General features: G+C 33.8%; 13 protein-coding genes and 1 other RNA gene. 7 read left to right on the forward strand and 7 right to left on the reverse strand.

Annotated elements, in window-relative coordinates; genetic code table 11:
- Positions 1–354 precede the first annotated feature (354 nt).
- Together OPR30_RS01485 and rnpB are read left to right on the forward strand one after the other, a co-directional pair.
- Positions 355–2,505 (forward strand): hypothetical protein, encoded by a 2,151-nt coding sequence (locus OPR30_RS01485; RefSeq protein WP_265030952.1) that lies wholly within the window; start codon positions 355–357, stop codon positions 2,503–2,505.
- A 157-nt stretch (positions 2,506–2,662) separates the two neighbouring features.
- Positions 2,663–3,012: RNase P RNA component class A (rnpB, locus tag OPR30_RS01490), an RNA gene on the forward strand.
- Positions 3,013–3,368: 356 nt separating this feature from the next.
- On the opposite strand, the gene OPR30_RS01495 is transcribed toward rnpB, so the two are convergent.
- Positions 3,369–4,139, reverse strand: a complete 771-nt coding sequence (locus OPR30_RS01495) for a response regulator transcription factor (RefSeq protein ID WP_010406882.1) — start codon at positions 4,137–4,139, stop codon at positions 3,369–3,371.
- 323 nt (positions 4,140–4,462) lie between these two features.
- On the opposite strand from OPR30_RS01495, the gene OPR30_RS01500 reads away from it, so the two are divergent.
- Genes OPR30_RS01500 through OPR30_RS01515 form a run of 4 tightly spaced genes read left to right on the forward strand, consistent with a single transcriptional unit; the run spans position 4,463 to position 7,895 of the window.
- Positions 4,463–5,440, forward strand: coding sequence for an NAD(P)H-dependent glycerol-3-phosphate dehydrogenase (locus OPR30_RS01500; RefSeq protein WP_064085646.1), 978 nt, complete (start codon positions 4,463–4,465; stop codon positions 5,438–5,440).
- 19 nt (positions 5,441–5,459) lie between these two features.
- Positions 5,460–5,942, forward strand: a complete 483-nt coding sequence (locus OPR30_RS01505) for a phosphatidylglycerophosphatase A family protein (protein ID WP_029237689.1) — start codon at positions 5,460–5,462, stop codon at positions 5,940–5,942.
- Positions 5,932–6,723, forward strand: a complete 792-nt coding sequence (locus OPR30_RS01510; RefSeq protein ID WP_064085647.1) for a GNAT family N-acetyltransferase — start codon at positions 5,932–5,934, stop codon at positions 6,721–6,723. Before OPR30_RS01505 ends, OPR30_RS01510 begins: the two co-directional genes overlap by 11 nt.
- Positions 6,724–6,758: 35 nt before the next feature.
- Positions 6,759–7,895: a hypothetical protein gene (locus OPR30_RS01515; RefSeq protein WP_007302010.1), complete on the forward strand. Its 1,137-nt coding sequence runs from the start codon at positions 6,759–6,761 to the stop codon at positions 7,893–7,895.
- A 3-nt stretch (positions 7,896–7,898) separates the two neighbouring features.
- Here the strand turns inward: OPR30_RS01515 and OPR30_RS01520 are convergent, their stop codons facing one another.
- The 6 genes from OPR30_RS01520 to OPR30_RS01545 all read right to left on the reverse strand — a co-directional run bounded on the left by OPR30_RS01520 (position 7,899) and on the right by OPR30_RS01545 (position 13,411).
- Entirely contained in the window at positions 7,899–8,687 is a 789-nt protein-coding gene (locus tag OPR30_RS01520) for a succinate dehydrogenase iron-sulfur subunit (protein WP_007302009.1), read from the reverse strand.
- Between the two features lie 54 nt (positions 8,688–8,741).
- Positions 8,742–9,200 carry an rRNA maturation RNase YbeY gene (ybeY, locus tag OPR30_RS01525; protein WP_015587883.1) on the reverse strand — a complete coding sequence of 153 codons (459 nt, stop codon included), beginning with the start codon at positions 9,198–9,200 and terminating at the stop codon, positions 8,742–8,744.
- A gap of 330 nt (positions 9,201–9,530) precedes the next feature.
- Positions 9,531–9,929, reverse strand: coding sequence for an EVE domain-containing protein (locus OPR30_RS01530; protein WP_265030953.1), 399 nt, complete (start codon positions 9,927–9,929; stop codon positions 9,531–9,533).
- Positions 9,929–11,113 carry a cell division protein FtsZ gene (gene ftsZ / locus OPR30_RS01535; protein WP_012481860.1) on the reverse strand — a complete coding sequence of 395 codons (1,185 nt, stop codon included), beginning with the start codon at positions 11,111–11,113 and terminating at the stop codon, positions 9,929–9,931. The genes OPR30_RS01530 and ftsZ overlap by 1 nt, the downstream gene beginning before the upstream one ends.
- A gap of 230 nt (positions 11,114–11,343) precedes the next feature.
- Positions 11,344–11,823: a hypothetical protein gene (locus OPR30_RS01540; RefSeq protein WP_265030955.1), complete on the reverse strand. Its 480-nt coding sequence runs from the start codon at positions 11,821–11,823 to the stop codon at positions 11,344–11,346.
- A gap of 76 nt (positions 11,824–11,899) precedes the next feature.
- Positions 11,900–13,411, reverse strand: a complete 1,512-nt coding sequence (locus OPR30_RS01545) for a YifB family Mg chelatase-like AAA ATPase (protein WP_265030956.1) — start codon at positions 13,409–13,411, stop codon at positions 11,900–11,902.
- Between the two features lie 120 nt (positions 13,412–13,531).
- On the opposite strand from OPR30_RS01545, the gene OPR30_RS01550 reads away from it, so the two are divergent.
- Complete coding sequence (locus tag OPR30_RS01550; protein ID WP_265030957.1) at positions 13,532–14,302, forward strand: polysaccharide deacetylase family protein; 771 nt, start codon at positions 13,532–13,534, stop codon at positions 14,300–14,302.
- Positions 14,303–14,315: the final 13 nt, after the last annotated feature.

Below are 14,315 nucleotides of genomic sequence, written 5' to 3' on the forward strand. Positions count from 1 at the left end.
GAATGTAGAAAAAATAAAAAAAGTCGCTATAATTTTATGTAATTTGCCAATAAATATCTGAGTTTTTTTACTGAATTTTCTTGTTAAATCTGTAGAGATTAAAAACAAGGATAAATACTCTTACTGTCATGATAAGGAAGTTGGGACAATTTGTAAAGGAATTTCTGTTGTCAACAAGCTGCTAAATTTATTATATGGTTTCAAAGGAAACATATTGTCTATGGGAAATCTGAGTTTATTAGCGTATTATCTTAGAGTACTTAAAAATTAATTTCTTAATTTTAGTTAAAATTTTATTGACGTTACATATAGAAATAATCATAATAGCGTTTTATTAAAATCTTAAATATAATTATGTCTATATTAAGTAGATTATTTGGAGTTAATACAACTATACTGAAAGTTAAAGAAGCGATAGGTTTTAACCCAGTAAACGTAGGGTTGATTGAAGGAAATGGAGTTACTTATGGACTCAGCTATCAAGATAACGGCAATGGAAGCAGTAGAGTAAAGTTACTTATTAGTCCATTATATCAATCGAAAACATACGAGTGTGATACATGTGTCAACGTAGCAAATGAATTCAAGGGCCAATTATCTCCCACACTAATAGAAAATTCAGCTGAAATAGATAAAGTTGGAGTTATCTTTCCTACAGAAGAAACTAACAAAGAAAGAAAGTGCATCAAAGGCTTAACATTCAACACTTATGAAATCAAGCATTCAACTAATGTTCCCTTAGTTGAATACGTAGGAAAAGTAAAATTATACAAGAACATTGATATAAATAGTCTTGCAAATGAAGGCAATAGTTATTTTCAACCAAAAGCAGTAAAAGTTGGTAATGGTAATGTTGTTGTAATTGCTCATAACTTAAAGGATCAAGCTTTAGTTTCTTGGTATTTACAATCAGACACAAATGGAAAATTTAGGGCTTTACCTGGAGCAAAACACACCATAGAAAGAAAATTACTCAAATTTGATAATCCAGGACAATTAGTATTGGATGAAAATACGATGCTTTATTCGCAAGTGAGACCAAACGTTCCTGAAAATCAAGAGGTAAGAACAAACATTTTTAAATTTGATGTGGCTGAAGTAGTTCAGAATCTGAAAGATAGAAAGGGAGCTAATGACTTTTTGCTTGGTAATAAAAGCGGCCAATTAAATATAGCATCATCTATTAACTCTAATCCAGGAAAAATAAACTTTTTACAGTATGTAAGAAGAACTGGAGGTGATGATTTAGTTGCTTTTCTTGCAAAAAAACAATCTTCTAATACGCAAGAATTGCATTTAGCAAGGCTTGCTAAGAGAGGAGCAAAATCAAATTTTACTGTTTGTGAATGTGAAGATCCTATAGAACAATTGTATGTTAAAGACAATGGCCAAGGAGGCTTTATCGTCACTGCGGTAAGTGGAGAGAGTATTATAACTTTTAATAGAGAGAGCTCTGGAAAATCTTCTGAAGCAACGATAATACCGACAAGCAGTATCAAAGCTCTCAGTGATTTTGTTAATATCATTAACGGCCAATTGATGCCTAGTATTATTTCCAGCAGTACTGTGGCTCCTATAACTGTTACAGAGACGGTTGTGACTTCTAAGAAAACGACGACTGCTGCAATTACTAGCACAACAGAAACCGACACTGTAAAGACTACCAAATTAACAACAGAAGCATCAACTATCATTGTACCAACTTCCACAATGAGTAAATCTTCAACAGAGTCAACAACTCAGGCAAGTACAGTAACAGTGGAGTCAACAACAGTAGCATCAACTACCACTGCACCTACTTCTACAACGAATAGGCCTTCAACAGAGTCAACAACTCAGGCAAGTACAGTAACAGTGGAGCCAACAACAGTAGCAAAAATAACTACTACTTCACAAGCGACCACGGTTGCTACAACGTCAACCAGTGTGCCTTCGGAAACTGAAACAAGTACTGTAAAACCTACAGCAGCAACTGTTGCGTCAACTTCTACGATGAATAAACCTTCAACGACTCAAACAAGCACAGTAACAGTGGAGCCAACTGTGCCAACAACAAGCTCAGAGAGAACTACACAAACAGTGTCTACTATGCCAAGTACTAGAACAAGGGAGTTGACAACTCCTATGTTCACTACAACTTTATTTTCTCAATCTACTTCTTCACCACAGCCTACTCAACTTGCTATAGGGTCTAATAGGGCAGGAATGATAGGGGGATCTTTAGTTGGATCAATAGGTGTTGCTGGAATTATAGGATTCATAGCATATAAATGTATTAAGAAATATCACGGTTATTATAATACTACTCATGTGTTAGAATTAGCTGATTTGGAATCGCATTCAAATGGTAGCGATGAAGAAATTTTTATCGCTATTAACAGAATTAGCCATATATCTATGCAAACTATGGATCAATCTGGAACGGTGCTAAACAGTATATCGGTGGAGAGTAGTAGTCGGTCAAGAAGTAGCTCATCGTCTTCAAGCGGTGGACCAGGATCTTGACTGACTGAGCTAGAGTCTAAAAGTGAAAAAAGCTTATCTTGGGATAGCGATGATGTACCGGAATATCACCTTTAGCTATTTGTCTGAATGTTTTTAGTATGTAGACTGTTAGGAAATTTTCTTTTGCTTTTGTGATTTTAATGTTAAAGTATAATTTCTAGGTGAAATAAGTAGCTGCTGTTGTGTGATAAACACAGCAGAGGAAAGTCCGAGCTCCAAGAAAAGGTAGTGACGGGTAACGCCCGCCGGAGGTAACTCCAGTTATAGGGCTACAGAAAATTACCGCCTAAAATATTATTAGGCAAGGGTGAAAAGGTGTGGTAAGAGCGCACCATAACAATGGCAACATTGGTAGTCAAGTAACCAACACTAGGAGCAAGATTAAATAGAAGTAGATTTTATGTTTTTCTCATATCTACTCGGGTAAATCGCATGAAGTAAATGGTAACATTTACTCCAGATAAATAGCTACATAAACAGAACTCGGCTTATATTTCACCTAGGCAATGCATGAATGTCAGCCATACTATGTAAATGTATCAAACATTTCACATATCCTGTACGCTCAATTTGACCACCTATATTCCTTTTACTTCTTGGCTTATCTCTTTATTTTATTTCCTTTTGAACTTAACAAAGCTTGAATTTTAACCGAGCTTTTCCTTTAACTCGTCATTCTCTATCTCTAAAGCCTTACTTTCTTACCTATAACTTTTTAGCTCCGCTTCCAACTTTTCTATTTTTTGCTGCAAGTCTTTGTAAAGTTCTAAAAGACTAACCATGTTACCTCACTTTTACGATTGGTTTTTATCTTATTTCATCTACCTATTTTGTTGCTTCAATGAATGGGTGAATAAAGCATTTCATGCGTTGTCCTTCACTTGTTCTGCTTGATAGTCACTACTGCTTTCGCTTATATTAACACTAGAGTATTCTTCATCGTCAACATACTCTTTTAGAACATATCCTCTACCCCAAACGGTTTCTATGTGGCTTATTCCATCATTTGCACTTTCAAGTTTTTTACGTAATTTACACATAAAAACATCAACTATTTTGTTGTCTGAAGGTTCGTCCAAGCCATTGTAAAGATGGTTTAAAAACATTTCTTTTGTCAACACTGCTCCTTTACGCAATGCCAGCAATTCTATCATGGAATACTCTTTGTTAGTAAGGTGAACTGTTTTGCCTTTTACCTCAACAATCCTGTGATCAAAATTGATATTCATATTACCAATCTTTATCACTGATTCGGGATGGCCTTTAGTACGTCGGACTATGGCCTTAATTCGAGCTAATAATTCGCTCTTGTGAAATGGCTTGGTTAAGTAATCGTCGGCACCATACCCAAGTCCTTTAGCTTTATGGTTGGCAGCGGAGATACACGAAAGTATTAAAACAGGAACTTTGATTTTTGCACTTCTTAATCTTAACAGTATATCATATCCATCAATATCACCAGGCAGGTGTATATCTAGAATAACTAGATCGTAACAGTCTCCACCCGAGGAAACCATATTATTGTTATAATCTTGTGCAGAAGTAACAACGTCGCAAAAATGTCCATCAGAAGTTAAGGCATTAACTACAGTCCTTGCACTTACTTGATCATCTTCAATTAATAATATACGCATATTTTACACCCCATAAATAATTTATAATTTTAGTAATATATATAACCAAGGAAAGTAACAAATCAAATTTTTATTAATGAATAATAGAAATTACACTTATTAATTAATAGTTAATGTGTCGTTCCAAAATTATACAAATAGATCTAAAATACAATAGATATACTATAATAACACTATTTTTAGTAAATATTGAATAGAAGCTATTTTTATTAAAAGAATACTTAGGTTAATAGATATTTAAACTATTTTATACTTTTATGTTATATTTTTAATTTACTTATTCTACAGTTTTAAATTATAAGTAATACTTTCAGGAATATTGAGTGGTAATATCAGTTTTAGGTGCTGGCGCATGGGGTACAGCAATTGCGATTTCATTAAGTAGTAAGAAAAATGTAATTTTGTGGACTCGCAATAAGGCCATATTTGAATCAATTAAAGAGAAAAGAGAAAGTGACAAGCTACCTGATTGTCCAATTTCTGATAATGTATCAGTAAAATTAGCTATTGAAGATGCAGTTAATGCTTCAGTAATAATTCTAGCTGTTCCTACTCAGTCTCTAAGGGAGATATGTCATCAATTGAATGATTGTAACCTAAAAAAAAATGTGGCAATAATTTTGGCTTGTAAGGGAATAGAAAAATCTACATTAAAATTACCTAGTGAAGTAGTCAATGAAGTTTTACCTAATAATCCTCTTGCTGTTTTTTCTGGTCCTAGCTTTGCTATAGAAGTTGCAAGAAAATTACCATATTCGATGGTTCTTGCATGTCAAAATGAAGTATTAGGTTTAAAATTAGTATCAGAGCTACAGCAAGAAAATATTAAATTGTACCTTAGTAGCGATGTTATAGGAATACAAGTTTGTGCAGCGTTAAAGAATGTTTTTGCTATAGCATGTGGGGTTGTTCTAGGTAGGTTTGGGTTTAATGCTCATGCAGCATTAATTACGAAAAGTATGAGTGAAATTAAGGCTTTATACTCAGCAAAAGTTGGTGACGGCAATGTAGATATAAATACACTACTTGGACCAGCATGCTTAGGCGATTTGGTTGTGACATGCACATCATTAAATTCAAGAAATCTATCTTTTGGATCTAAAGTAGCTAATAGTAATGGTTCTAGTGCTCAGCAGATTTTATCAGAAGGTAAGTCGGTAATTGAAGGTTTTAACACTGCTAAGTCTGCATTTGATTTAGCAGAAAAGCTAAAGATAAAAATGCCCATATGTGAAGCGATCTATAGATTGCTATATGAAAATACTTCTATAGAAGATACTATTTCTGTTCTTGTAAATTAGTTTTATATTTCGGTATATTGTGAAATTTTTATATAAATTAATATCAACATGGTGGCTATCTGGCACGGTAAAACACATGCCAGGTACTATAGGCAGCTTGGCTGCTTACCCAATTGTTCCTATATTACTCAATGACAGAATTTTAGGTACAGCAATTATTTTTTTTTTATTCTTAGTTGGATTATGGTCTACAGGCAATTATATACAACATTACAAAGCTCCGCATGATCCAAAAGAGGTAGTAATTGATGAAGTAGTTGGTCAATTGCTGACAGTACTTCTAGTTTCAATATTATTAGAACAAGAAATGAATAGCTCTGTATTGTTGGTGTGCTTTTTCTCCTTTAGGTTTTTTGATATAATAAAAGTGTGGCCTATAAATTTGATTGATAAAAATACAAAAGGTCCTTTAGGTATTATGCTAGATGATGTTGTAGCTGCAATTTTAGCCTTTGTTTTTATAGGAGCCTTTTATTGTTTATTGTTGGTTTATGCAGAATAAAAAAATTTGTTATTCAAGCTTAATTATTCAGAACCTAAAGGATTATATACTTTATGCAACGAATTTGTCCAAGTGGGAAATACATGACGAATTTGATAATGTTATATTTACAGTAAATGGTACCAGAGAATCGTTATTTAATTTTGTGTTTTGTGAAGATCAATGTACTGAGCTTTCCATATGCAGAACTCTAGATTATCTCAAAGCACGAAATATAGAAGCAACATGGATAATAAGTCCACGTATAAAAATAGGGGGTATTTTAGAAAAATGCGAAATAAAACACGTTAGCACACCAAAAAAAGTTTTACTCAATATAAAAGATTATTTTTTGCCTGATGATGCTGTTCCAAATTTGAAGTTCAATGTTGTAAATAGTAGTGAGCTCTTAGAGCAATTAGATTTACACACTTCTAAAATTTTTTATCATAGAATTAGTATTGTTAGCACATTTTTTCGCCAATTATCGAATTATGATGATAAGAGCTCAAGGTTAAGATTTTTTCTTGTAATGCTAAATAACGAAATTGTTGGAACATGCGGTCTTTATATTCAAGACAGCATAGCTGGTTTTTATAGCGATGGAGTTTTACCAATTTACAGGGGTCGTGGAATAGGAACTCAAATGGTTCTAGAAAGAATAAAGATAGCTAGGCAATTTGAGTGCAAATACATAGTAGCACATTGCATGAAACCTTCTGTAAACCTTTATAAGAGATTAGGCTTTAGGGTATTGGGCAATCTTCACTTATATACCTCTTCAGTACAATCTCTTTGCTGAGAGGTTACAAATTTTTATATTTGTTTTAGAATACTATGTTTTTTTTGTATGAAATAGTTTTACTACTAATTCTAGTATTCTTCTTTTTCTCATATTCTAAATTAAAAATTAGTAATAAAATTAAGGACTTACAACATCAAAATGTTATCATAAATAATTTAATAGATACTGTGAATGATGGATTTTATATTTGGGACGCAAAAAAACGTATAGAAAAATTTTCTCCCAATTTACTAATTTTGCTTAATACTGTTTTTTATTCATTTAATGAGTTTGTAAATTTTTTTGAGCAATCAGAAAGCTTAATTAAAAGTTTTGCTGAGGCAAAGGAAATAAATAAATCTTTTACTCTAGATTTAAAGTCAAAAGACAGTGAGGTTTATTGCACATGTTATGGTAAAAGCATAATAGATTATTCTAATAATGTGATTGGTGTGTTGTTATGGATAAGGAATATCTCCGATTATAAGATAAAAGCTAATGAACTTGAGTTAGAAAATAGTAAGCTTATGCGAGAATTGGAGAGCTATAAAAAAATTTTTGACTCTTTACCATTTCCAATACTGAAGCACAATAAGAATAAAAAAGTAAGGTTTTATAACTTATTTTATGATAAATATATAGGCAGCTCTAAAAAATTTACTGTTGCGAGTGGCTCCTATAACGTAAAACCAGGAGAGTGTGTAATAACTTACAAGAACGAACCTAAGGTTTTTAATTTTGTTGAAGTTCCAGTGCAAAATTCTAATAGCATAGTAATGTATGGAAAAGATATTAGTGATGAAAAAAAATTACATACTGAGCTAAGCAATTGTTTAGCTGCACAAGAAAGTTTGCTTGAGAAGCTATCGATTGCTGTGGCGATATATAGTAAGAATCAAAAGCTAAAATTTTATAATAATGCTTTTATAAAAACTTTTCAGTTTGATCCAAAATTTTTGGAGTCTTATCCAACTTATCACGAGATTATGCTTCACCTATTTGAATCTAAAAAGCTTTTAGGAAAAAAGGATTTTCAAACTATTAATAATCAAAGACATGAGTTGTTCAAAAGATTACTGGAATCATATGGTGAAACAATACATTTCATGAATGGAAGAACGTTTAGAGTATTAACAATACCCTATGCTTCAGAGGGTCTACTATTTTCTTACGAAGAGTGCCAGAAATAACACTCAAATTCCTTCTCTCTCTACCATAAGCTGTTTTACTTTCGCTATCGCTTTTGCTGGGTTAAGCCCTTTCGGGCAGGTTTTTGTACAATTCATTATTGTATGACAACGATACAACTTAAATGGGTCGTTTAAAGAAGCAAGTCTTTCTTCTTTCTTATTATCACGACTGTCAGCAATCCATCTATAAGCTTGCAGTAATATCGCTGGCCCTAAAAATTTATCACCATTCCACCAATAGCTTGGGCAACCAGTCGAACAGCAAGCACATAGTATACAATCAGACAGACCATCCAATTTTTTTCTATCTTCAGGAGATTGAAAGTATTCTTTATTTTGTAAGGCAGATTTATCTGTTTGTAACCAAGGTTTAATCGATTTGTATTGCTCATAAAATTGGCTTAGATCTGGAACTAGATCCTTTACTATATACATATGAGGTAGTGGATATATTTTTACTTCACCTTTTATATCATGTATAGATTTAGTGCATGCAAGAGTGTTGGTACCATCAATATTCATTGCACAAGATCCGCATATTCCTTCTCTGCAAGAGCGTCTAAAAGTTAAGGTTGAATCTATTTCATCCTTTATTTTTATTAATACATCAAGTACCATAGGGCCACAATTATCCATATCGATAAAAAATGTGTCTATTCTTGGATTTTTATCATCATCAGCAGACCAACGATAAATTTGAAATCTTCTAATATTTTTTGCTCCAGTAGGAGTAGGATAAATCTTGCCCTTTTTATTAACTTTAGAATTTTTTGGTAAAGAAAACTGAACCATATTGCTTACCTTTTACAGCTAAAACCCCTTTTTTGTAAATAACATATTTTGGTATTATCTACCATACTTTTCCTTTTCAAATTCAAGCAAAGCTAAAATCTTGCTCTCTAAACTTTTCATTATAATTTCTTCATCTTCTTTTTGATGATCATAGCCAAGTAAATGCAGCAATCCATGAACTAACATGTGTGCAGTGTGAGTGAGGATAGATATACAGTACTCATGAGACTCTCTTTCTATTGTATCTACTGCAATTGCTATGTCTCCTAGATCACATTCACTAGATAACTGTTCGCATGGAAATGATAGTACATTAGTTGGCTTATCTATTTCTCTAAACTTAAGATTAAGTTGATGTAGCAAGTTATCATCAGCGAGAGCTATTGATATATTTGGTTTATAATGATCTATTTTTAATTCTTTTAGAGAAGCATTAATAATATTTAATACAAAACTCTGTGGGTCCTTCGTAATACTATGCCACCTCTTATCAAGAATATTTACTTCTAACATGAATAAAGCACCAGAAAGGACATTATCCCATCACTTGACATTGGAACCAAAAAAAGAAGAATTATAGACCATCGTATCATACACACAACTATACGAATATTGTACACTAGAAGTATGTCATCCCAGTCTGGGATCCAGGAATTCTGATTAGACATTAGGTGAGTGAATATAAAAGCTATATTAAAACACAACATTTTTAATGTGGTTGCATTACAGCTGGATTCCAGTGTCAAGCACTGCTTTGTGTTTGATGCAAAATTGGCTACTTCGAAACAAACACTCATACAGCTGTATGTTGTGTGCTGAGGTAATATTGTTTTGCAATAGGTATTACACATTACTCATCCTTATTATTTCATTCCACTCAGTCTCTAAAACCGGAGAAACTGATAAACGTGATTGTTTTAATATAACCATATTTTTCAAAAGTGGGTTTTGTTTTATACTGTTTAACGTCACTTGGTTACTTAAAGGTTTCAAAAATTTTACATTCACTAGTCCAAATTTGGAATTATAAACATGATAATACTCCTTTAATACTTCAACTATTCCAAGTATAACTCTCTCTTTACCTGTATGATAAAAAAATGCAAGATCGCCTAATTTCATAGCTCTCATGTAATTTTGAGCTTGATAATTGCATACACCATTCCACTGCGTCACCTGCTCCTTTCCCATTTTTTGCCACGAGTATTCACTTGGTTCTGACTTTAGTAGCCAAAATTGCATTATTTTTTTCTTCTTAAATAAGCTGGTATATCATAAACATTGCTGCCCCACTTAACTCTTTCATTTGTTTGCTCAGTTGAAGCATATTCTTTTGTTTCTAATATTGGAATTTGATTATAAGGCCATTTAAAATTTTTTTCCTCTGCTGGGATCTTGTTTTGATTAACAGATGAATTGTCGTTACAGCTATCAATGCCAGTTGCAAGAACAGAAACTCTAACTCTTCCTTCCATCGCCTGATCAAAAGTAGCACCAAATATTATATTTGCATTTTCATCCACTTCTTCACGCACTCTATTTGCTGCAGAATCAACTTCAAATAGAGTCATATCTCCACCACCAGTAATATTAATCAATATTCCTTGCGCACCTTTCATTGATACATTATCAAGCAATGGATTAGATATCGCAGCTTCTGCAGCACTAATTGCCCTATCTTCTCCTTCTGCCTCTCCAGTACCAATCATTGCTTTACCCATCTCACTCATTACTGTTTCTATATCAGCAAAATCAAGATTAATCAGTCCTGGCATGATCATCAAATCAGTTACTCCTCTTATGCCAATATGCAGAACATTATCGGCGAGTTGAAATGCGTCAGCAAATGTAGTTTTCTCGTTAGCAATTCTAAATAAATTTTGATTGGGAATGACAATAAGTGTGTCTACATATTTTTGCAACTCTTCAAGTCCAAGCTCTGCAATGCGCATACGTCGCACACCTTCAAAACCGAACGGCTTAGTTACAACTCCAACAGTCAGTATCTTTTTTTCTTTTGCTCCTTTATCTTTAACTACCGCTCTTGCTTCTCTGGCTGCTTTTGCAATTACCGGTGCAGCACCTGTTCCAGTACCACCACCCATCCCTGCTGTGATAAAGAGCATATGGCTATCTTTTATATGCTCCATAATTTCATCAATTGATTCTTCTGCTGCACCTTTACCAACATCAGGCAAAGCACCAGCACCAAGGCCCTTAGTTAAGTTAATACCAAGTTGAATTTTTTTATCACATAATGACTTCTCTAACGCTTGAGCATCGGTATTTGCTACAACAAAATTTACTCCTTGTAAATTGGATTGAATCATGTTGTTTACAGCATTTCCGCCAGCACCACCCACTCCCACAACGGTAATCCTTGGGTGTAATACAGGTAGCTCTGGTAAACTAAGGTCGATTGACATTTAAATTTTACTCAAATATTAGTGAATTCACTTGATAACAAGTTACTGCTTTTTTAACAATATGCAAACATTTTTCATTTTGACATACGCAAACAGTAAACAAGATTTACTTATTCTTAACATTATTAATAGATGTAATGATTACAGACTTTTAAATAACACTGCTTAAGATGCAAAAAAAAATTGTGAAAAAGGGATAGAAGCCTATCCCTTTTTATTGAAAACTGCTACTAGCTTTTCGCAGTTCCTTTTTGTACCCCAAGTATTTGTATGATCTCGTTTAATTTGGTTTCTGGTGCTTCACCATTAAGCAATTCACCTGCTTTCCCAATTTGGCTTGCCTTATCATTATTCGCTTTATTGAGATCTTCAATTTGAGCTGCCTTATTACTGTTTTTATATGCATACACAGGTGCAGTTATTAAAGCTGCTACTGCAGCAAGAACTACCAAACTAGCAATGAGTGGATGAGCAACTGCAAATGCAGACATTGCAGTAATAGCAGGACTAACAAGTGTTGCAGCTTTTGTTCCAACTGTACCAACAAAAGTTGCATAAGCTGGACTTAAGAGATAAGCAGCTGTAAGTGAAGCTACTGCTATAACTGCTAAAGAAATACCAATTGTCTCACCTTTATGTCCTGTTACAAAATTGTAGCCTTGATTACGAACATTTTTAACTTTCTCTTTCATTCTGTCTATTATTGGCATAAACCTACTCCTAAAATATTAAAATTTCACTAATGGCAGTATATGGCAAAAAAAGTTTTCTGTCAAGCAGATTAATTTATTTATACATTCTTATTCTGTAATTCAGCGCTTCTGCAATGTGTGCTCTTTTTATTTCCTCACTTTTCGCAAGATCTGCAATGGTTCTTGCGACTCTTAATACACGTGTATAGCCTCGATTGGAAATGTAATTTTCTTTCAGTACGTATTTTAGCAATTCTAACCCTTCCTGATCTGGTTCAGTGAATTTATTTAATGCTTCACCACTGACTTCTGCATTGCAACGAATATTAAATTTACTATAACGCTCAGTTTGAATTTTTCTCGCTGCTATCACCCTTCCTCTTATAGCCTCGGTACTTTCTCCCTCCACAGAGATTTCAGGAGAAAGTATGCTAACGTTTGGCATTTCAATGCATATGTCTATTCTATCAAGCAATGGTCCTGATATTTTGTTTTTGTAATCTGTGCCACACTTTGGAGCTTTGTTGCACGATCTACTTGCATCACCTAAATAACCGCACCTGCAGGGATTCATTGCAGCTATAAGTTGAAAATTAGCTGGATAAGTAATGTGAGCATTTGCCCTTGCGATAGTGACTTTTCTATCTTCAAGTGGTTGACGTAGAGAATCAAGCACAAGCCTTGGAAATTCAGGTAGCTCATCAAGAAATAACACACCATTGTGAGCCATGGTGATTTCCCCAGGCTTTGCATTTTTCCCTCCTCCTATCATCGCTGACATCGAGCATGAGTGATGAGGTTCACGAAAGGGACGAGTTACTTTAAATGTTTCGTTACCGGCTTTTGTTATGCTAGAGATAATATTAACATCAATCATCTCCTGCTCAGTCAAATCAGGTAATAGCCCTATAAATCGCTTAGCAAGCATTGATTTTCCAGTACCAGGAGGTCCAACAAGGAGCATATTGTGTCCACCTGCTGCTGCAATTTCAGCTGCTCTTTTTGCAACAACTTGACCTTTAATATCCTTTATATCTGGAACTGAATTTTTTTCTTTGGGTGCAGCGCTATAGTTAAAAGTTACCGGCTGAATTAACTGCTCACCCTTAAAATGTCTGATAATATCGGTTAATTTCTCTATAGCCAGAATAGAAACATTCTTTACCCATAAAGCTTCTACTCCATTTCCCCTTGGGCAAATTACTCCTTTATTTGCCTGTTTTGCATTGATTGCTGTTGGAAGTACTCCTGAGATTGGTATGACTCTGCTGTCTAGTGCAAGCTCGCCCATAATTATATAAGACTGAACTTTTTCAACTGGTATCACATTCATTACAACAAGTAATCCAACAGCAATAGCTAAATCATAATGACTACCTTCTTTAAGCAAATCCGCAGGGGAAAGATTAACCGTAATCCTTTTTGGAGGTAACAGAAGATTGATTGAATTTAACGCTGCTCTGATGCGCTCTCTGGATTCTGCAACAGTTTTATCCGGCAGTCCAACAATATTAAAAGCTGGAATACCATTTGCCATGTGAATTTGTGCATTAACATTTACTGTGCTGGTTCCCTGAAGTGCAACGGTATTTATATTTGCAATCATACTATATTATATAAAGTTATTAATATAGTATATTGATAAAGTAACGAAGTAAACGGTAGCTGTTAAAAGTGGTTTAATTTAGCAAAAAAGTGTAGTACTCTATCACTTTGCTGATTATATATGTTTATAAGAATAATCGCTTTTCTTTTGCTATATTCAAGCGCAGTTTTCTGTAGTGATTGTAACTTTAACTTACCATATCGTGGGCTCAGTTGTGATTTGGATCTATCATATAGAAATTTAAGTAATATAAAGAAATTATTGAATAACAAAGATAAGTTTGTTGCACTTACGTTTGATGATGGACCGTCTTATAATAGAGCAGGAGATATTATTAATATTCTGGAGAGCAATAAAACAAAAGCGACATTTTTTGTGCTTGGTGGACGTATAAATAAAAAAACATATGAGATAGTAAAGAAAATCCATGAAGCAGGTCATGAGTTAGGCAATCACTCTTGGTCGCATAGGAAGTTGACATCACTTTCAAGTGAGGAGCAATTGCAAGAACTGGAAAAGACAAATGTGGCAATTAAAAATGTAACAGAACAGAATGTAAAATGGTTTCGTCCACCATATGGATGTCACAATGATAATTTGATCGAAAATACTAATCGATTAAATATGTGTTCCATACTATGGACAGTTGATTCTCTGGATTGGCAAGGTGATAAATCAGAGATTTTGGTTGAAAGAGTTTTAAGCAATGTACATAATGGAGCGATTATATTGTTCCATGATCACGATAACAAATCAAATACAGTTGAAGCTTTACCTCAGATTATTGAAATACTAAAAAAATCGGGTTACAAACTTGTTACCTTAAGTGAGTGGGAAGAAAGGGTTTGTGATGTAGTGAAAGCTAGAAATGTGCCAATAAAAGGAGGATGAGTGCGTTCTAAAG

The sequence above is a fragment of the Wolbachia endosymbiont (group B) of Athalia cordata genome (assembly GCF_947251845.1).
Taxonomy (GTDB): domain Bacteria; phylum Pseudomonadota; class Alphaproteobacteria; order Rickettsiales; family Anaplasmataceae; genus Wolbachia.